Source organism: Streptomyces sp. BK022 (assembly GCF_004217355.1).
In the GTDB taxonomy this organism is placed as follows: Bacteria; Actinomycetota; Actinomycetes; order Streptomycetales; family Streptomycetaceae; genus Streptomyces; species Streptomyces griseoluteus.
The window spans coordinates 1,109,942-1,128,282 of record NZ_SHKU01000001.1; the positions used below are offsets into that span (position 1 = coordinate 1,109,942).

Annotated in this window: 15 protein-coding genes; 12 read left to right on the forward strand and 3 right to left on the reverse strand. The window is 74.0% G+C overall.

All coding sequences use genetic code 11. From position 1 onward, the window contains the following. Positions 1-77 precede the first annotated feature (77 nt). Positions 78-1,718: a phosphoglucomutase (alpha-D-glucose-1,6-bisphosphate-dependent) gene (gene pgm / locus EV284_RS05035; RefSeq protein WP_130330597.1), complete on the forward strand. Its 1,641-nt coding sequence runs from the start codon at positions 78-80 to the stop codon at positions 1,716-1,718. A gap of 26 nt (positions 1,719-1,744) precedes the next feature. Here the strand turns inward: pgm and EV284_RS05040 are convergent, their stop codons facing one another. After that, complete coding sequence (locus EV284_RS05040; RefSeq protein ID WP_130330599.1) at positions 1,745-2,644, reverse strand: SGNH/GDSL hydrolase family protein; 900 nt, start codon at positions 2,642-2,644, stop codon at positions 1,745-1,747. Positions 2,645-2,832: 188 nt separating this feature from the next. Here EV284_RS05040 and EV284_RS05045 point away from each other — a divergent pair, with 188 nt between their 5' ends. The 4 genes from EV284_RS05045 (at position 2,833) to EV284_RS05060 (ending at position 7,276) form a co-directional block, all read left to right on the forward strand. Next, a complete protein-coding gene (locus EV284_RS05045; protein ID WP_130330601.1) occupies positions 2,833-3,489 on the forward strand; it encodes a 1,4-alpha-glucan branching protein in 657 nt (218 codons plus the stop codon). A 214-nt stretch (positions 3,490-3,703) separates the two neighbouring features. Further along, the gene (locus EV284_RS05050) at positions 3,704-5,557 is read left to right on the forward strand and encodes a M1 family metallopeptidase (protein WP_130330603.1); all 1,854 of its coding nucleotides are present in this window, start codon (positions 3,704-3,706) and stop codon (positions 5,555-5,557) included. A gap of 116 nt (positions 5,558-5,673) precedes the next feature. Then, positions 5,674-6,525: a lysozyme gene (locus EV284_RS05055; RefSeq protein WP_130330605.1), complete on the forward strand. Its 852-nt coding sequence runs from the start codon at positions 5,674-5,676 to the stop codon at positions 6,523-6,525. A gap of 151 nt (positions 6,526-6,676) precedes the next feature. Further along, positions 6,677-7,276, forward strand: coding sequence for a hypothetical protein (locus EV284_RS05060; protein ID WP_130330607.1), 600 nt, complete (start codon positions 6,677-6,679; stop codon positions 7,274-7,276). Between the two features lie 82 nt (positions 7,277-7,358). Here the strand turns inward: EV284_RS05060 and EV284_RS05065 are convergent, their stop codons facing one another. Further along, on the reverse strand, positions 7,359-8,405 hold the full coding sequence (locus EV284_RS05065; RefSeq protein WP_242625569.1) for an AI-2E family transporter: 1,047 nt from the start codon (positions 8,403-8,405) through the stop codon (positions 7,359-7,361). Positions 8,406-8,651: 246 nt separating this feature from the next. Further along, positions 8,652-10,076: a carotenoid oxygenase family protein gene (locus tag EV284_RS05070; protein ID WP_130330611.1), complete on the reverse strand. Its 1,425-nt coding sequence runs from the start codon at positions 10,074-10,076 to the stop codon at positions 8,652-8,654. A gap of 213 nt (positions 10,077-10,289) precedes the next feature. Here EV284_RS05070 and EV284_RS05075 point away from each other — a divergent pair, with 213 nt between their 5' ends. The 7 genes from EV284_RS05075 (at position 10,290) to hypE (ending at position 18,287) form a co-directional block, all read left to right on the forward strand. Further along, entirely contained in the window at positions 10,290-11,999 is a 1,710-nt protein-coding gene (locus EV284_RS05075; RefSeq protein WP_130330613.1) for a hydrogenase maturation protein, read from the forward strand. Then, on the forward strand, positions 11,996-12,583 hold the full coding sequence (locus EV284_RS05080) for a hydrogenase maturation protease (RefSeq protein ID WP_130330615.1): 588 nt from the start codon (positions 11,996-11,998) through the stop codon (positions 12,581-12,583). Before EV284_RS05075 ends, EV284_RS05080 begins: the two co-directional genes overlap by 4 nt. 61 nt (positions 12,584-12,644) lie before the next feature. Beyond that, the gene (gene hypB / locus EV284_RS05085) at positions 12,645-13,394 is read left to right on the forward strand and encodes a hydrogenase nickel incorporation protein HypB (RefSeq protein WP_130330617.1); all 750 of its coding nucleotides are present in this window, start codon (positions 12,645-12,647) and stop codon (positions 13,392-13,394) included. Then, on the forward strand, positions 13,391-15,742 hold the full coding sequence (hypF, locus tag EV284_RS05090) for a carbamoyltransferase HypF (RefSeq protein ID WP_130330619.1): 2,352 nt from the start codon (positions 13,391-13,393) through the stop codon (positions 15,740-15,742). The genes hypB and hypF overlap by 4 nt, the downstream gene beginning before the upstream one ends. Before the next feature lie 46 nt (positions 15,743-15,788). After that, entirely contained in the window at positions 15,789-16,079 is a 291-nt protein-coding gene (locus EV284_RS05095) for a HypC/HybG/HupF family hydrogenase formation chaperone (protein ID WP_130330621.1), read from the forward strand. After that, positions 16,076-17,221 (forward strand): hydrogenase formation protein HypD, encoded by a 1,146-nt coding sequence (gene hypD / locus EV284_RS05100; protein ID WP_130330623.1) that lies wholly within the window; start codon positions 16,076-16,078, stop codon positions 17,219-17,221. The genes EV284_RS05095 and hypD overlap by 4 nt, the downstream gene beginning before the upstream one ends. Next, complete coding sequence (gene hypE / locus EV284_RS05105; protein ID WP_130330625.1) at positions 17,214-18,287, forward strand: hydrogenase expression/formation protein HypE; 1,074 nt, start codon at positions 17,214-17,216, stop codon at positions 18,285-18,287. The genes hypD and hypE overlap by 8 nt, the downstream gene beginning before the upstream one ends. Positions 18,288-18,341: the final 54 nt, after the last annotated feature.

Below are 18,341 nucleotides of genomic sequence, written 5' to 3' on the forward strand. Positions count from 1 at the left end.
CATTCGCCCGTACGGCCCCTGACGAGCCAAAATGGCTCCGAGCGTTTGAAGAAACACTGATGCGGAGGAGCGGATCCATGGCGCACGAGCGAGCCGGCCGTCCGGCCGGTCCCGAGGACCTTGTCGATGTGGCCCGCCTGGTGACGGCGTACTACGCCCTGCACCCGGACCTGGCCGACCCCGCCCAGCGGGTCGCCTTCGGCACCTCGGGACACCGGGGCTCGTCCCTGGCGGCCGCGTTCAACGAGGACCACATCGCCGCCACCAGCCAGGCGATCTGCGAGTACCGCGCCGACCAGGGCATCGACGGCCCGCTGTTCCTCGGGGCCGACACCCACGCCCTGTCCGAGCCCGCGAAGGTCACCGCGCTGGAGGTGTTCGCGGCCAACGGCGTCACCGTCCTCATCGACAGCGAGGACGGCTACACCCCCACCCCGGCCGTCTCGCACGCCATCCTCGCGCACAACCGGGACCGCGCGACCGGCCTCGCGGACGGCGTGGTCGTGACCCCTTCGCACAACCCGCCCGCCGACGGCGGCTTCAAGTACAACCCGCCGAGCGGCGGCCCGGCCCCCTCCGACGCCACCTCGTGGATCCAGGACCGCGCCAACCAGATCATCGCGGGCGGCCTCAAGGACGTACGCCGCATCCCCTACGCCCGCGCGCTCGCCGCCGACACCACCGGCCGGTACGACTTCCTCGGCGCCTACGTCCGCGACCTGCCCAGTGTGCTGGACCTGGCCCCGATCCGGGACGCCGGCCTGCGCATCGGCGCCGACCCGCTCGGCGGCGCCTCCGTCGGCTACTGGGGCCGGATCGCCGACGAGCACGGCATCGACCTGACCGTGGTCAACCCGCACGCCGACCCCACCTGGCGCTTCATGACGCTGGACTGGGACGGCAAGATCCGCATGGACTGCTCCTCGCCGTACGCGATGGCCTCGCTCATCGAGCAGCGCGACCGGTTCGGCATCTCCACCGGCAACGACGCCGACGCCGACCGGCACGGCATCGTCACCCCGGACGCCGGGCTGATGAACCCCAACCACTACCTCGCCGTCGCCATCGACTACCTCTACCGCCACCGCGACCAGTGGCCGGAGGCGACCGGGATCGGCAAGACCCTGGTGTCCTCCACGATGATCGACCGGGTCGCCGGCGACCTGGGCCGCAGGCTCGTCGAAGTGCCGGTCGGCTTCAAGTGGTTCGTGGACGGACTGCTCAGCGGGGACCTCGGCTTCGGCGGCGAGGAGTCGGCGGGCGCCTCCTTCCTGCGCCGTGACGGCTCGGTGTGGACCACCGACAAGGACGGCATCCTTCTCGCCCTCCTGGCCTCCGAGATCACCGCCGTCACCGGCCGCACCCCCTCCGAGCACTACGCCGGACTCACCGAGCGCTTCGGCGAGCCCGCGTACGCCCGCATCGACGCCCCGGCGACCCGCGAGCAGAAGGCGCTGCTCGCCAAGCTGTCCCCGGCCCAGGTCACCGCCGACACCCTGGCCGGTGAGGAGGTCACCGCCGTCCTCACCGAGGCGCCCGGCAACGGCGCCCCCATCGGCGGCATCAAGGTCACCACCGCCAACGCCTGGTTCGCCGCCCGTCCCTCGGGCACCGAGGACGTGTACAAGGTGTACGCCGAGTCGTTCCTCGGCCCGGACCACCTCGCGCGGGTGCAGGAGGAGGCCCAGGGCGTCGTCCTCGGGGCGCTCGGCGGCTGAGCCCCCGCCGCTGGGGCGCGGCCGGTTCAGCGCCGGCCGTGCCCCCGGTCCAGCCGGTCCAGCACCGCGCGTGCCATCGCGGCCTCGCCCTGTGCGTTGGGGTGGGCGGGTGCGGCGGGGGAGGCCGGCCGGAGCGGCTCGATCCAGCGCTCGCCGGGTGCCTTGCACATGTCGTGCCCGACCGTGGGTCCGTAGGTGTCGACGTACTCCACCCCGTTCCAGGCCGCGACCAGGCGCAGCATCAGGTTGACCCGCTTCCCCGTGTCACGCAGGTAGGGGAAGTCGCCGCGCGCGAACGGCACGCTCGGGAAGCAGCCGGAGCCGTCGTCGGGCAGCAGGTCCGGGTAGCCGACCAGCAGCACGCGGGCGTGCGGCGCCCGCGCGCGGACGGCCCGCAGCACCCGGTCCACCTTGGGCGCCGTACGGGCGGCGGCAGCCGTCAACTCGTCGTATCCGGCGGCCCGGTAGGAGCGTTCGCACGGGTTGCCCGCGGGATCGGCCGCGCCGAGGCGGGCGCAGGTGGCGATGATCGAGCCGAAACCGACGTCGTTGCCGCCGATCTGCACGGTGACCAGGTCGGTGCCCCGGTCCAGCGCGTCCAGCTGGGGGCCGTTGCCGCCCTGCGCCCTCCACATCTCAGCGGTCGTCGCGCCGGAACAGCTCACGTCCTCGAAGGCGCCCACCCGCCGCGCGGAGGCCACCAGCGAGGGGTAGTTCCGGTTCGAGCGGGCGCAGTTGGCGTCCACCTGGTCCGGTATCAGCGGGCCCGAGGTGTACGAGTCGCCGAGCGCCACGTACTCCGTGCCGTGGCCATGGGGCTGTGCCGCCGCCGGGACCACCGAACCGGCGACCAGGGCGCAGCCGCCGAGCAGCGCTCCCAGCCCGGCCCGCCGACGCCGCCTCGCCGTCTCCCTGCCACGCGCCATGAGATCGTCCCCCTCGGTTCGGGCCCGGCGCTCCCCGCGCCCTCGACCGGCCTTGTATACCTCCGGGGCGGCCCCCGCGACCAGAAGCCGGACCACGTCAACTGCGGCACCGCAGGTCACAGTTGTCCCAGCCCTGGTGTGGAAGACTCCAGAGGTTCCGTCACCGTACCGAGGAGGGGCACCGCTCGATGTCCGTCATCCACAAGACCACCCTCACGCCGACCAAGGTCGAACTCCTCACCTCCTGGCTCCCCGGCCGCCCCTGGTACCGGGGGCCGGGCACGCCCGAGCTGGAGCGCACCGGCGGCTTCCGGCTGGACGACCCGGCGGGCGAGGTCGGCATCGAGTTCGTGGTGGTCACCGACCGCTCCACCCCCGAGCCCATCGCCTATCTGGCCCCGCTCACCTACCGCGGCGCACCCCTCGCCGGTGCCGAGGACGCTCTGATCGGCACCATGGAACACGGCGTCCTGGGCAAGCGCTGGGTCTACGACGGCTGCCACGATCCGGTGCTGACCACCGAGCTGCTCGCCCTGATCGGCGGCACCGCGCAGGCGATGGCCCAGAGCGTCACCGACACCCCCGACCACGAGGTCACCCGCTCCCACACCGGCGAGCCCCTCCCGTCGGCCGCGCACACTCCGGCCCCCGTCGACGACGCGGACGGCACCGACCTGCCCGCGCCCCACGGCACCGTGCTGCACGTCCACCGCGTCCTGCGGCCGGTCCCGGGCGCGGGGACGCCCGGCCGTCCCGAGGGCGCGGTCGGCCATGTGGCGACCGGCTGGACCGGCCCGGACGGCAGCCGGCTGCGCGCGGTGTTCATGGAGCTGCGCACCGCCTGACCGGGCCCGGCACCGGTGCCGGCCGGCCGGCGGTACCGGCGCCCCGGGCGACCGTCTGGCATGCCCTGGTCAAATCTGTCACTCTTTCGGCAGCCACGCCCGCACGGGCGTGGCGCAGTGCTCGCGCAGCCCCGCCCCACGGCCGCCCCGGCGTATCCCGCCCGGCCCGGCCACCGAGCAGGCCGGACCCCGGCCGCCGCCAAAGGAGTAGCGTGTGAGACCCACCCCCCACCGGGCGCTCGCCACCGGCGTGTTCACCGCCGCCGCCCTGATCGCCCTCTCCCTCCCCGCCACCGCCGCCCAGCCCGGGCCCTCGGCCGCCGCCGCGTGCACCCCGACCCAGTCGGTCGTCAACGGCGGCTTCGAGAACGGCACTTCACCCTGGACCGAGTCCCCCTCCGGGCTCGTCACCAGCCGCACCGGGCAGAGCGCCCACGCCGGCACCTCGTTCGCCTGGCTGGACGGCACCGGCCGCACCCGCACCGACACGCTCACCCAGAGCGTCACCGTGCCGGGCGGCTGCACGAGCGCCACGCTCAGCTTCTACCTGCACGTCGACACCGCCGAGACCACCTCGTCCACGGCCTACGACAAGCTCACGGTCAAGGCCGGCTCCACCACGCTCGCCACGTACTCCAACCTCGACCGGGCCTCCGGCTACGTCCGCAAGACGATCGACGTCTCCTCCTACGCGGGCCAGACCGTGAACCTCGCCTTCACCGGCACCGAGGACTCCAGTCTGCAGACCAGCTTCGTCCTGGACGACATCGCGCTCGACACCTCGGGCGGCACCACCCCGCCCCCGGCCGACGCGGTGCGCACCCCGGCCGCGCCCGCCTACACCGTCAGCCTCAGCAGCGACAGCACGGGCACCGTCTGGAACGGCCACCAGAGCGCCACCTTCACCAACGCCTCCGCCACCGCGCTCGGCGAGGTCTACCTGAGGCTGTGGGACAACTACCACGGCAGCTGCTCGGCGCCGCCCATCAAGGTCAGCAACGTGACCGGGGGTACGGCGGGCGACCTCTCCGTCGCCTGCACCGCCCTGAAGATCACGCTTCCGGCCCCGCTCGCCCAGGGCCAGAGCGCCACCATCGGCTTCGATCTCGGCATCACCGTGCCCGACGGCGCCGACCGGTTCGGCCATGACGGCGCCTTCAGCTTCATCGGCAACGCGCTGCCCGTCCTCGCGGTCCGCGACGGCGCCGGCTGGCACCTGGACCCGTACACCAACAACGGCGAGTCCTTCTACTCGCTGGCCGCCGACTTCCAGGTCACCCTGGACCACCCCAGCACCCTGCTGGTCCCCGCCACCGGCACCTCCACCGACACCCCCGGCAGCAGCGGCCGTACGGTCACCACCGCCACGGCCTCGAAGGTCCGTGACTTCGCCTGGGCAGCCGGACCCTTCAGCAAGATCTCCGGTACCTCGCCCGGCGGGGTCCCGGTGAACGTCTACTCCGTCTCCGGCATCAGCTCCACCAGCGCCCAGTCGATGCTCAGCACCGCCAAGAGCGCGGTGGACGCCCACGCGGGCCGCTTCGGGGCCTACCCCTACGGGGAGCTGGACGCGGTCATCGACAACAACTACTGGTTCGGCGGCATGGAGTACCCCGGCTTCGTCCTCGACCTGGTCAGCACCACCGCCCTCACCCACGAGATCGCCCACCAGTGGTGGTACGGCATCGTCGGCGACGACGAGTACAACACCCCCTGGCTGGACGAGTCCTTCACCGACTACGCCACCGACCTAGCCCAGGGCAAGACCGGCTCCGGCTGCTGGAGCAGCGTCTCCTGGGCCTCCAGTACCGAGAAGATCACCAACTCGATGGCGTACTGGGACGCCCACTCCTCCCGCTACTCCACCGTCGTCTACGGCTACGGCAAGTGCGCCCTGCACGACCTGCGCCGCGTCCTCGGTGACACCGCGATGGCCAAGCTGCTGAAGGACTACGCCGCCGCCCACTGGTACGGCGTCTCCACCACGGCCGAGTTCAAGGCCGCCGCCCAGGCCGCCACCAGCACCGACCTCACCTCCTTCTGGACCCAGCACCGCATCGACGGCTGACGCGCCACCACTCTTCGGCCCGGCCGGGGCGCTCCCCGGCCGGGCCACCCACATGGCCCAAGAGGCGCCTTCGCCCGGCGGTACCCCGCGTGCGGTACGGCCCGATGACGGGTCAGATGGATGACGTGCGAAGCGACATACTCCTCCCCAGCGGCCGCAGCTCACGCCTTGGTCTCACCGGCGTCCTGACCGGCCTCCTCCTGTTCCTGTCGCCCCCCGCCGCCGTGCCCCACACCGGCGGGCCGACCGCCCCGCGCGGCAGCGCCTACATGGGTGTGGGCGTACGCGCCCACGACGGCGGCGCGCCCCTGGCGGCCGACCGGTCCGCCGGCCTCCGGGTGACCCAGACCGAGGGCGTGGACGTCTCCAGCCACCAGGGCAACGTCGCCTGGCCCACCCTGTGGAGCGCGGGCACCAAATGGGCCTACACCAAGGCGACCGAGGGCACGTACTACAAGAACCCCTACTTCACCCAGCAGTACGACGGCCCCTACAGCGTGGGCATGATCCGGGGCTCGTACCATTTCGCCACCCCCGACACCACCAGCGGCAAGACCCAGGCCGACTACTTCGTCGACCACGGCGGCGGCTGGTCCAAGGACGGCAAGACCCTGCCCGGTGTCCTGGACATCGAGTGGAACCCCTACGGGGCGTCCTGCTACGGCAAGTCCAAGAGCGCGATGGTGAGCTGGATCAAGGACTTCCTGAACCGCTACAAGTCCCGCACCGGCCGCTCCGCCGTCATCTACACCGCCACCAACTGGTGGAAGGACTGCACCGGCGACTACTCCGGCTTCGCCTCGTCCAACCCGCTGTGGATCGCCCGCTACGCCTCCACCCCCGGCACCCTGCCGGCCGGCTGGTCCACGCACACCATGTGGCAGTACACCTCCTCCGGCAAGACGGTGGGCGACCACGACAAGTTCAACGGCTCCCTCACCAGGCTGCGGGCGCTCGCGAACGGCTGACGCCCAGGCAGCCCACCGTGCGCGGGACCCGGCCCACGGGCCGGCCCGCGCATCGCCGTGCCACGACCACCACGGGGCCGCTACTTCGGGACGGCGGCGTCTGAGTACCCGCACTCAGGCGTATTTCCGGCTCTTCGGGCAGGCTGAGGGCATGACGACGCCATCACCGAAGACCCCGGCACCGAGGCTGTGGGCGGGACTGGCCGCGCTCGGCGTGACCGTCGCGTGCGGCGGGGCCGCGCTGTCCTGGTCCGGCGACGGCGGCGACCGCCCGCGCGTGACCGACACCCGCGCGGGTGTCTCCTACACCGTGCCCGAGGGCTGGCGTCACGACCCGGCGGCGGACCGGGAGTTGCTCGGCGCCTTCTCGTCCCGGATCAGCCGCGCCTCCGCGGCCGCCCCGGCCGAGGACGCCACCGTGCTGACCGGCGCGGCCGGGCGGCCCGTACCGGGCGCCGAACTCCGCCGGACCGCCGAGGGCGCCGCCCGCTCCAACGCCGCGTTCTTCTTCCCGGACGCGGCCCCCACCCTCACCGAGTCCCGCCGCACCGAACTGGGCGGCCACCCCGCCCACACCGTCGCCCTGGACGTCCCGCACGACGGCGGCACCGCCCGCGTGGAACTGACCGTGGTCGCCGGCGACCACCCGGCCTTCCTCCTCGCCCTCGCCTCGAACGCCGCCGACAGCCACGTCCTGGCCGACGTGCACGCCGTGGAGGCGAGCGTCGCGCTGGACGGGAGGGCGAGCTGAGGCCCTTCTTCTCTTCCCCCTCAGGCCGCGGTGGGCCCGAAGGCGCCGTCGGCCCGAGCCGGCCCGACCCGGATGCGAGACCCTAGGCCGGGGGAGGTGCTCGGAGCGCGCCCAGTACCGCCCACACCACCGAGACGAACGGGACGGCCACCACCGCGCCGATCACCCCGGCCACGATGCTGCCCGCGATCACGGAGACCGCGACGACCAGGGGATGCAGCCGCACCGCCCAGCTCATCACCAGCGGATGCAGGACGTGCCCCTCCAGCTGGCCGATGACCACGATGAGCACCAGTACCGCCGCGGCCGTCAGCGGGCCGCGGCCGGCCAGGGCCACGACCGTCGCCACGCCGAGCGCCACCGGAGAGCCCACCAACGGGACGAACGCGGCGAAGAACTCCAGCAGGGTCAGCGGCAGCGCCAGCGGCACCCGCAGGACGACCAGCACGATGCCGACCAGGATCGCGTTGGTCGCGGCGATGATGATGATGCCCCGCGTGTACCCGGCGAAGGTCCGCCAGGCGGCCCGGCCCGCCCGCTCCCACACCGGCCGGGCCCCGCCCGGCAGCAGCCGGACGCTCACCCAGCTCCACAGCTTCTCCCCGGAGTGGATGAAGAAGACCGAGGCGAACAGTGCCAGCGCGCCGCCCGTGATCACCTCCACCACCCGGCCGAGTCCGGACACCGCGCTGCTGAACAGGCTGGCCCGGTGCCGGGAGAGATAGTCCGTCACCTCCTGCTGCAACGCGGCCAGCCGCCCCGGACTCAGCCGGAAGGGCGGCTGCCGCAGCCACTCCTCGATGCGGTGCACCCCGCCCCGGAACTCCCCGCTCAGCCGCGTCGACTCGCCCGCCACCGCGTTGCCCACCAGCGCCAGCAGCCCCAGCACCAGCAGGATGCTGCCGATCAGCGCGACGGCCACACTGAGCGGCCGGGGCATGAACCGGTCCAGCACATCGGCGAGCGGGCGCAGCACCGAGGTGACGACCAGCGCCAGGAAAAGGGACACGGCGATGAGCTGGAAGCGGCCCAGCACGCTGAAGACGCCCCAGACGACGATCCCGACCAGGATGAGCCGCCACGAGTACGCCGCCGCGATCCGCAGCCATCCCACGGTGCGCTCGGCCACCGCGGTACGGGATTCGGGCCGGGGCACCGAGGGAAGCCGTACGGAGTACGCCGGACGGCTGCCCGGCACCGCGCCCCGCGCGCCCGGACGGGACCGCTCGCGTCCCCTCCGCCGCCCGTCACCACCCACCACGTGCCCGCCTCGCCTCCGCACCCGCCGGGCTGACCGCCGGTCACCTCCGACGCTACGGGCAAACCGGACACCGGGTGACGCCCACTGGGCCGCGTGGACTACGGACCCCTGTGCCTACTCCTCGGTCGGCAGCCAGTTCCCGTGCAGGCCGAGCGGAACGCGGACCGGGATGCGCACGCGGGCCACCGGGCCGCTCTCCGGTGCCTCGGCGGGAAACACCAGGAGGTGGGCGCTGTCGTCGGTGCGGTCGGTGGCGAAGGCCAGCCAGTGGCCCTGATCCTCGTCCGCGCGGCCCGGCGCGGGGGCGAACGCCGGCTCGCCCACCGACATGTCGCCGCCGTACCAGGTGCGGGACGGGGTGCCCGGCGCACCGGTGTCGTACCAGCGCAGCGCGTCGAACTCGCCGGGCAGCAGGTCCGGTGAGCGCCCGCTGTCCCAGGCGACCGCGACCTGCCCGTGCCGGGTGCCGATCCGGCGGTCGTCGATGCGCGGGAACTCCACCTGGGCGTCGTCCAGCGTGGTGCGCCGCATCCGGCCGGTCCCCGGGTCCAGCACCGCCCGCACCAGGGTGCTGCGGTTCGGGCCGCCCTCGACGTCACCCAGGGACAGCCGCGTCCACTGCACGTACTCCAACACCACCGTGCCGTCGGTCTCGTCGTGGGCGTTGACGGTGTGCCAGAGCCAGAAGGCGTCGTCCGCCGTCTCGCGGACCGGGGAGCCGTCGCGCGGGATCAGCAGCACACGGGTGCCCGCCTCGGGGCGCCAGTCGATCAGTGAGCCGCCGCGCATCGCCGCGGAGAGGTCGAAGAAGACGGGGGCGAGGACCAGCACCAGGTAGCGGGAGGTGAGCGCCATGTCGTGGATCATCATCGGTTCGCCGACCCCGTCCACCGGCACCGGACCCCGAGTCACCGTCCCGTCCGGGGCGATCAGGGACCAGGTCAGGTACGGCGGCTCCAGCGCGTAGCAGAACACCGCCAGCTCGCCGGTGACCGGGTCGGCCTTCGGGTGCGCGGTGATCCCGGCGGGCAGGACGCCGTCGAAGGTCTCCCGGCCGGCCGTCTCCAGCTCCGGGGTCATCCGGAAGGGGCAGCCCGACTCGGCGAGCGCCAGCAGCCGGCCCGCGTGCCGGACCACGTTGATGTCGGGCAGGTCCCGGAAGGTGCGGGCCAGCTCCGGTCCGACCTCCCGCTCGTCCGGGGTGATCATCGACTCGATGCCGCCCCACAGCGCCCGGCCCGCCCGCTCCTCGGCGACCACGGCGGGGGTGCGTACGAAGCGGTTGCGGTAGCGGGCCCGGCCGCCCTCGATCCAGACGCCGTGCAGCATGCCGTCGCCGTCGATCGGATACAGGAAGGAGCCGATCGGGGTGAAGCGCGGGTTGGGCCCGTTGCGCAGATAGACGCCGTCCAGGCCGGCGGGCAGTTCCCCGTCCACGACGAGGGAGACCTCGTCCACCTCCTCGGTGACGGGCGCGAACCGCCCGGACAGACGGGCCACTCGCGCCGGGTCGAAACGCCCGGTGGCGGATGCGGTCATGGGACCTCCCCGGCGGAGGAGAACGGGCCGACGTACCCCCATCGTCACCCGCTCGGCCCCTCCCCGCATCCGAACCCCCGACCGGTATTCGCACGCCTGTCTGCCTCGATGGGGCCGGTATGCCCAGGTACAGGCGGAAGCGGTAGCAAGAGGGCGAGGAAACGTTCCGATGGTCCTACATGACGTCCGGAACGTGGACGAATATACGGTCTCATGGACATTTTGCTGGTCGCCAGCGCGTTCAACAGCCTCACCCAGCGCGCCTACGCCGAACTCTCGGACGCCGGACACCAGGTGGACGTCGTACTCGCCACGCACGGTCCCGACCCCGTCCGCACCGCCGTACGCGACAGCCGCCCCGAACTGATCGTCGCGCCCATGCTGAAGACCGCGCTCCCGGAGGACGTGTGGCGGGAGCACACCTGCCTGATCGTGCATCCCGGCCCGCCGGGGGACCGGGGGCCCTCCTCGCTGGACTGGGCCGTCGACGGGGAGGCCGGCCAGTGGGGCGTCACCGTCCTCCAGGCCGAGGCCGGCTTGGACGCGGGCGCCGTCTGGGCCGACGAGCCCTTCGCCGTACCGGAGACCGGGAAGAGCGACCTGTACCGCAACGAGGCCGCCGACGCCGCGATGACCGCCCTGCACCGGGCCGTGCGCCGGTACGCCGACGGCGACCACAAGCCCCGCCCGCAGACCGGCGACCGGCCCGAGGCCGTCTGGCGCGACTACTTCCGCCAGGACCGGCGCCGCATCGACTGGGAGCGGGACGACACCCGTACCGTCCTGCGCAGGCTGCGCGGCGCCGACTCCCAGCCCGGCGTGCTCGACGAACTCCACGGCCGCGAGGTCTTCCTGCACGGCGGCCACCCCGAGGACCAGCTCCGCGGCCGCCCCGGCGACCTCCTCGCCACCCGCGCCGGAGCCGTCTGCCGTGCCACCCGCGACGGCGCCGTCTGGATTCCCGAGCTGCGTCCCCGCAAGAGCTCCGGCGACCCGGCGCCCTTCCGCCGCCCCGCCGCCACCGTCCTCGCCTCCTGGACCGCCCCGCACGCCCCCGCCCTGCCCGAGATCCCGGCCCCCCTCGAACTCCCCGCCGACCGGCGGACCTTCGCCGACGTGCGCTACCGCGAGCGGGGAGGCGCCGGCTTCGTGGGCTTCTCCTTCCCCGGCGGTGCGATGAGCACCGACCAGTGCCGCAGACTGCTGGCGGCCTACCAGTACGCCCTCACCCGCCCGACCCCGGTGCTCGTCCTCGGCGGCGCCCGCGACTTCTTCTCCAACGGCATCCACCTCAACGTCATCGAGGGCGCCCCCGACCCCGGCGAGGAGTCCTGGCGCAACCTCAACGCCATGGACGACGTGGTGGAGGCCGTCCTGCGCACCACCGACCGGCTGGTGATCGCCGCGCTCGCGGGCAACGCCGCCGCCGGAGGCGCGATGCTCGCCCTCGCCGCCGACGAGGTGTGGTGCCGCACCGGCGCCGTCCTCAACCCGCACTACCGGCGCATGGGCCTGTACGGCTCCGAGTTCTGGACCTACACCCTGCCCCGCCGCACCGGCCCCGAGACCGCGCGCCGCCTCACCACCGAAGCCCTGCCGGTGAGCGCGGCCCGAGGGCTACGGCTCGGCCTGGTGGACCGTCTCGTCCCCGCCACGCCCGGCGAGTTCGCGGGCACCGTCGAGGCACTCGCGGCCGAACTCGCCGCCGCCCCCGGCCTGGCCGACCGGATCGCCGCCAAGTCCGCCGCCCGCCACGCCGACGAGGGCGTACGCCCCCTCGCCGACCACCGGCGCGACGAACTCGCCCGGATGCACGCCATCTTCTCCGACCCCGCCGCCCCCTATCACGCCCTGCGCTCGGCCTTCGTCCGCAAGGTCCCCGCCGCCGGCACCCGCCCCCTGCGCCCCGGAGACCTCCGATGACCGCCCCCGAACCCCTGCTGGTGGCCGGAGTCGGCAACATCTTCCTCGGCGACGACGCCTTCGGCCCCGAGGTCGTCCGCGCCCTCGAACACCGTCCCCTCCCGCCCGGCGCCCACGTACGGGACTTCGGCATCCGGGGCATGGACCTCGCCTACGCCCTGCTCGGCGGCTGCGCCACCGCCGTACTCGTCGACGCCGCGCCCCGGGGACAGCGTCCCGGAACCCTCTTCCTGGTCGAGGCCGAACCCCCGGACGGCACGGTCGTGCCCGAGGCGCACGGCATGGACCCGGAGAAGGTGCTCGCCCTCGCCACCCACCTCGGCGACGAACCCCTGCCCCGCGTCCTCGTCCTCGGCTGCGAGCCCGCCGTGCTGCCCAGCCCGGACGAGGACATCGCCCCCGGCCTCAGCGCACCGGTGCGCGAGGCCGTCGGGCGGGCCGTCGACGCGCTGCACGTCCTGATCCCCGTTCTGCTGGCCGACCCGGCCGCGCCCGCGCCCCTGTTGGGCCGCACGATGGAATCCGGACCCCCGCACGCGGCTGCGCTGCCCGGCCCCGGGGCGGGCGGACCCGAAGATCGGTGAGATCCCTGGGCCGTGCCCGGCACGGCCCAGGGCCCCCGATCTTCCCCGAGGAGCTGTGCCCATGTGCCGGTCCGACGTCAAGCAGGCCGTCCTGGCCAAGAACGACGATCTCGCCGCCCGCCTGCGTGAGGACCTCACCGAACGGGGCGTCACCGTGGTCAACCTGCTGTCCAGCCCCGGCAGCGGCAAGACCGAACTCCTCGGCCGCGTCCTGGCCCGCGCCGTCCAGCGCGGGGTCCCCGTGGCCGCCCTCACCGCCGACCTCGCCACCGAGAACGACGCCCGGCGCCTCGCCCGCTCCGGCGCCCCCGTCCAGCAGCTCCTCACCGACGGGCTGTGCCACCTGGAGGCCGGCCAGGTCCGCGACCGCCTCGACGGCTGGCTCCCCGCCGACACCGAGGTGCTGTTCGTGGAGAACGTCGGCAACCTCGTCTGCCCGGCCTCCTACGACCTCGGCGAGACCCTGCGGATCGCCCTCATGGCCGTCACCGAGGGCGAGGACAAGCCGCTGAAGTACCCCACGGCCTTCGGCTCCGCCCACCTGGTCGCCATCACCAAGACCGACCTCGCCGCCCCCGCCGGTTTCGACGAGGCCGCCTTCCGCGCCAACGTCCAGCGGGTCAACCCCGGCGTGGAGACGGTACGGACCTGCGCGCGCAGCGGCGACGGCGTCGACGTCCTGCTGGAGCGGGCCCTCGCCGTCCGGCACGCACCACCCGCCCACCGCCCGCCGCTGGCCCCCGGACCGCACGGCCACTCCCACGGCGGCCACGGCCACGACCACGATCCGGCCGCGGCTCCCCTCGCATGACGGCCCCCGCGACGGACCGGGTGCGCCGCCGGCTCACTGTGCGGGGCACGGTGCAGGGAGTCGGCTTCCGGCCCCACGTGCACCGGCTCGCCGCCGAGCACGCCCTCGCCGGTTTCGTCGGCAACACCGCCGACGGCGTCCTCATCGAGGTCGAGGGCCCGCTGCCCGACGTGGAGCGGTTCTGCGAGCTGCTCGCCGCCTGTCCGCCCCCGCTGGCCTCGGTCACCGGCATCGGCCACGAGGACCTCCCCGCCACCGGCACGGGGGAGTCGTTCACCATCCGGACGACCCGGCACACCGCCGGCCGCACCCAGTTGCCGCCCGACACCGCCACCTGCGCCGACTGCCTCCGCGAACTCGCGGACCTCGCCGATCGCCGCCACCGGCACCCCTTCGTCACCTGCACCCACTGCGGTCCCCGCTTCACCATCGCCACCGCGATGCCCTACGACCGCGCGGCCACCACCATGACCCGCTTCCCGATGTGCCCCGCCTGCGCCCGCGAGTACGGCGACCCGCTCGACCGGCGCTTCCACGCCCAGCCCGTCGCCTGCCCCGCCTGCGGACCCGGCCTGAGCCTCATCCCGGCCGAAGGCACCGGTGCGCGCCCGGCCCGCGACGCCGAGGCCCTCGCCCGGACACGGACCCTGCTCGCCCAGGGCCGGATCGTCGCCGTCAAGGGCCTCGGCGGCTACCACCTGGCCTGCGACGCCACCGACCCGCGTGCCGTCGCCACCCTGCGCGCCCGGAAGGAACGCGGCGGCAAGGCGTTCGCGGTGATGTGCGCCGACCTCGCCACCGCCGAGAGCGTCGCGCACCTCACGGACGCCGAGCGGGCCGCGCTCACCGGCCCGGAACGCCCGATCGTCCTGCTGCGCGCCCGCACCCCCGGCGACGGACCCCGCCTGGCCGACGGCATCGCGCCCGGCAGCCCGCACCTCGGCGTCCTGCTGCCCTACACCCCCGTGCACAGCCTGCTGTTCGGCCTGCCCGGCGACCCGCCCGGACCTCGCGTGCTCGTGATGACCAGCGGCAACCGCTCGGGCGAGCCCATCGTCACCGACGACGCCCAGGCACTCATCCGGCTCGCCGGACTGGCCGACGCCTGGCTCACCCACGACCGCGCCGTCGCCGCCCCCTGCGACGACTCCCTGCTCCGCGTCCGCGCCGACGGCACCTCCCAGCTCCTGCGCCGCTCACGGGGATACGTCCCCCGGCCACTGCCCCTCCCGGTGCCGGTCGGGCCCGCCCTCGCCGTCGGTGGGGACCTGAAGAACGCGCTCTGCCTCGGCGAGGACGACCAGGCGTGGTTCGGCCCGCACATCGGCGACATGGGCGACCTCGCCGCCCTGGAGGCCGCCCGCCGTGCCGAGGCCCATCTCACCGCCCTGACCGGGGTCACCCCGCGCCTGATCGCCGCCGACCGCCACCCCGGCTACCAGTCGACGGGCCACGCCCGCCGCCGCGCCGCCGAGGCCGGGCTGCCCGCACCGGCGCTGGTGCAGCACCACCACGCCCACATCGCCGCCGCCCTGGCCGAACACGGCCTCGACGGCGCCACCCCCGTCATCGGCGTCGCCTTCGACGGCACCGGGTACGGCGACGACGGCACCGTCTGGGGCGGCGAGATCCTGCTCGCCGACTACCGGACGTACCGCCGCTTCGCCCACCTGGTCCCCGCCCCGCTGCCCGGCGGGGACGCGGGTGTCGCCAACCCGTGCCGGCAGGCGCTGGCCCGGCTCTGGGCGGCCGGTATCGGATGGGCGCCCGACCTGCCCAGCGTGGCCGCCTGCACCGACACCGAACGCGCCGTGCTGCAAGGGCAGCTGACCCACCGCATCGCCTGTGTGCCGACCAGCAGCATGGGCCGCCTCTTCGACGCCGTGGCCTCCCTCACCGGCGCCTGCCAGCGCGCGGGCCACGAGGCCGAGGCGGCGCTCGCCCTGGAAGCGCTCGCCCTCGAAGCCCGGGACACGGACAGCGGGGAGTACGCCTTCGGCTTCGCGCCCGGACCGCAGGCCGACCCGGCCCCGGTGCTGCGCGCCCTCCTCGCCGACCTGCGGCGGGGTGTGCCCGCCCCCGTGCTCGCCGCCCGCTTCCACCGGGGCGTCGCCGGAGCCGTGGCCGGCCTGTGCCGACAGGCCCGCGAGGCCACCGGCCTGACCACCGTGGCCCTGACCGGCGGGGTCTTCGCCAACGCCCTGCTGGAGGAGGACAGCACCGCCCGGCTCGCCGCCGACGGCTTCACCGTCCTGCGGCACGGCCTGGTGCCGCCCAACGACGGCGGACTCGCGCTCGGCCAGCTCATGGTCGCGGCCCACGTGCCCCGGCCGGCCCGCGCCCGCTGATCCGCCGACCCGGCCATCAGCCCACCCCAGACGAGACGGAGTGACCATGTGTCTTGCAGTGCCCGGCAAGGTCGTCGCCATCGACGAAGGCGCCGACCCGCTCACCGGGCTCGTCGACTTCGGCGGAGTGCGGAAACAGGCGTGTCTGGAGTATCTGCCCGATGTGCGGGTGGGGGAGTACGTCATCGTGCACGTCGGCTTCGCCCTCCAGAAGCTCGACGAGGAATCGGCCCGCGCCTCGCTGGAGCTCTTCGAGCAGCTCGGGCTGCTGGAGGAGGAGTTCGGCGACGCCTGGGAGCAGGCCGAGCGGCAGGGAAGCGGGAGTGAGCACCGGTGAAGTACATCGACGAGTTCAACGACCCCGCGCTGGCGCGCCGCCTGCTGGACGAGATCCGGGCCACCGTCACCCGGCCCTGGGCCCTGATGGAGGTGTGCGGCGGCCAGACCCACTCCATCATCCGCCACGGCATCGACCAACTGCTGCCCGAGGAGGTCGAGTTGATTCACGGGCCCGGCTGCCCGGTCTGTGTCACCCCGCTCGACGTCATCGACAAGGCCCTCGCGGTCGCCGCTCGCCCCGGCGTGATCTTCTGTTCCTTCGGCGACATGCTCCGGGTACCCGGCACCGACCGCGACCTGTTCCGGGTCAAGGGCGAGGGCGGCGACGTGCGCGTGGTGTACTCCCCGCTCGACGCGCTCGAACTGGCCCGCAGACACCCCGAGAAGCAGGTGGTGTTCTTCGCCATCGGCTTCGAGACGACCGCTCCCGCCAACGCCATGGCCGTCCACCAGGCCCGCAGGCTCGGTCTGGACAACTTCAGCCTGCTGGTCTCCCACGTCCGGGTCCCCCCGGCCATCGAGGCGATCATGACCGCCCCCGAGTGCCGGGTGCAGGGCTTCCTCGCGGCCGGGCACGTGTGCAGCGTGATGGGCACCGCCGAGTACCCCGGGCTGGCCGAGCGGTTCCGGGTGCCGATGGTGGTCACCGGGTTCGAACCGCTGGACATCCTGGAGGGCATCCGCCGCGCCGTGCACCAACTGGAGCGCGGCGAGCACCGGGTGGAGAACGCCTACCCGCGCGCCGTGCGCGAGGAGGGCAACCCCGCCGCGCTGCGCATGATCGAGGACGTCTTCGAGGTCACCGACCGCAACTGGCGCGGCATCGGCCCCATCCCGGCCAGCGGCTGGCGTCTCGCCGAGGCGTACCGCGCCTACGACGCCGAGCACCGCTTCGACGTCACCGGCATCCGCACCGAGGAACCCGCCGTGTGCCGGGCCGGAGAGGTGCTCCAGGGCCTCATCAAGCCCACCGAGTGCGAGGCGTTCGGCACCGCCTGCACCCCGCGCACCCCGCTCGGCGCCACCATGGTCTCCAGCGAGGGCGCCTGCGCCGCCTACTACCTGTACCGCCGCGTGGAAGGCGGCCCCATGCCGCGCGGATCGCGCGTTCCGCGTAAGGAGACGAACCCCGTTGGCTGACCTCACCGACGCCCCCGCGATCGACCCCGCCCGCTGGACCTGCCCCGCCCCCCTGCGCGACCAGGGCGTGGTCGTCATGGGCCACGGCGGAGGCGGTGCCCTCTCCGCCGAGCTGATCGACCAGGTCTTCGCCCCCGCCTACGGCAACCCCACCCTCGCCGGGCTCGCCGACTCCGCCGTACTCGAACTCGGCGGCGCCCGCCTGGCGTTCTCCACCGACTCCTACGTGGTGCGCCCGCTGTTCTTCCCCGGCGGCTGCCTGGGCGACCTCGCCGTCAACGGCACGGTGAACGACCTGGCGATGAGCGGCGCGCGCCCCGCCTACCTGTCCACGGCGTTCGTGCTGGAGGAGGGCGTGGAACTCGCCGTCGTCGACCGCGTCGCCCGCGCGCTGGGCGCCGCCGCCCGCGCCGCCGAGGTCATGGTCGTCACCGGCGACACCAAGGTCGTCGAGTCCGGCCACGGCGACGGCGTCTACGTCACCACCGCCGGCGTCGGCCTCGTCCCCGACGGCGTGGACATCCGCCCCCAGCGCGCCCGGCCCGGGGACGCCGTCCTCGTCAGCGGGCCGATCGGGCTGCACGGGGTCGCGGTGATGAGCGTGCGGGAGGGGCTGGAGTTCGGCGTGGAGATCGCCTCCGACACCGCGCCGCTCGCCGGTCTGGTCGCGGCCATGCTCGGCGTCACCAAGGACGTGCACGTCCTGCGCGACCCCACGCGCGGTGGCCTCGGCGCCTCACTCAACGAGATCGCCCGCGCCTCCGGCACCGGTGTCCGGATCACCGAGCGGGCCGTGCCGGTGCCGGACGAGGTGGCCAACGCCTGCGGGTTCCTCGGCCTGGACCCGCTGTACGTCGCCAACGAGGGCAGGCTCGTCGCCTTCGTACCCCGGGAGCACGCCGACGCCGTGCTCGCCGCGATGCGCGCCCACCCGCACGGTGCCGGAGCCGCGCTGATCGGGGAGTGCGTGGCCGAGCACCCCGGCATGGTCACCGTCGCCACCGGGCTCGGCGGCACCCGCGTGCTCGACCTGCCGCTGGGGGAGCAGCTTCCCCGCATCTGCTGACACACGAGGCGGCCCCGTCCGGAAGGGTACGGGGCCGCCTCGCGCGTCCAGGGG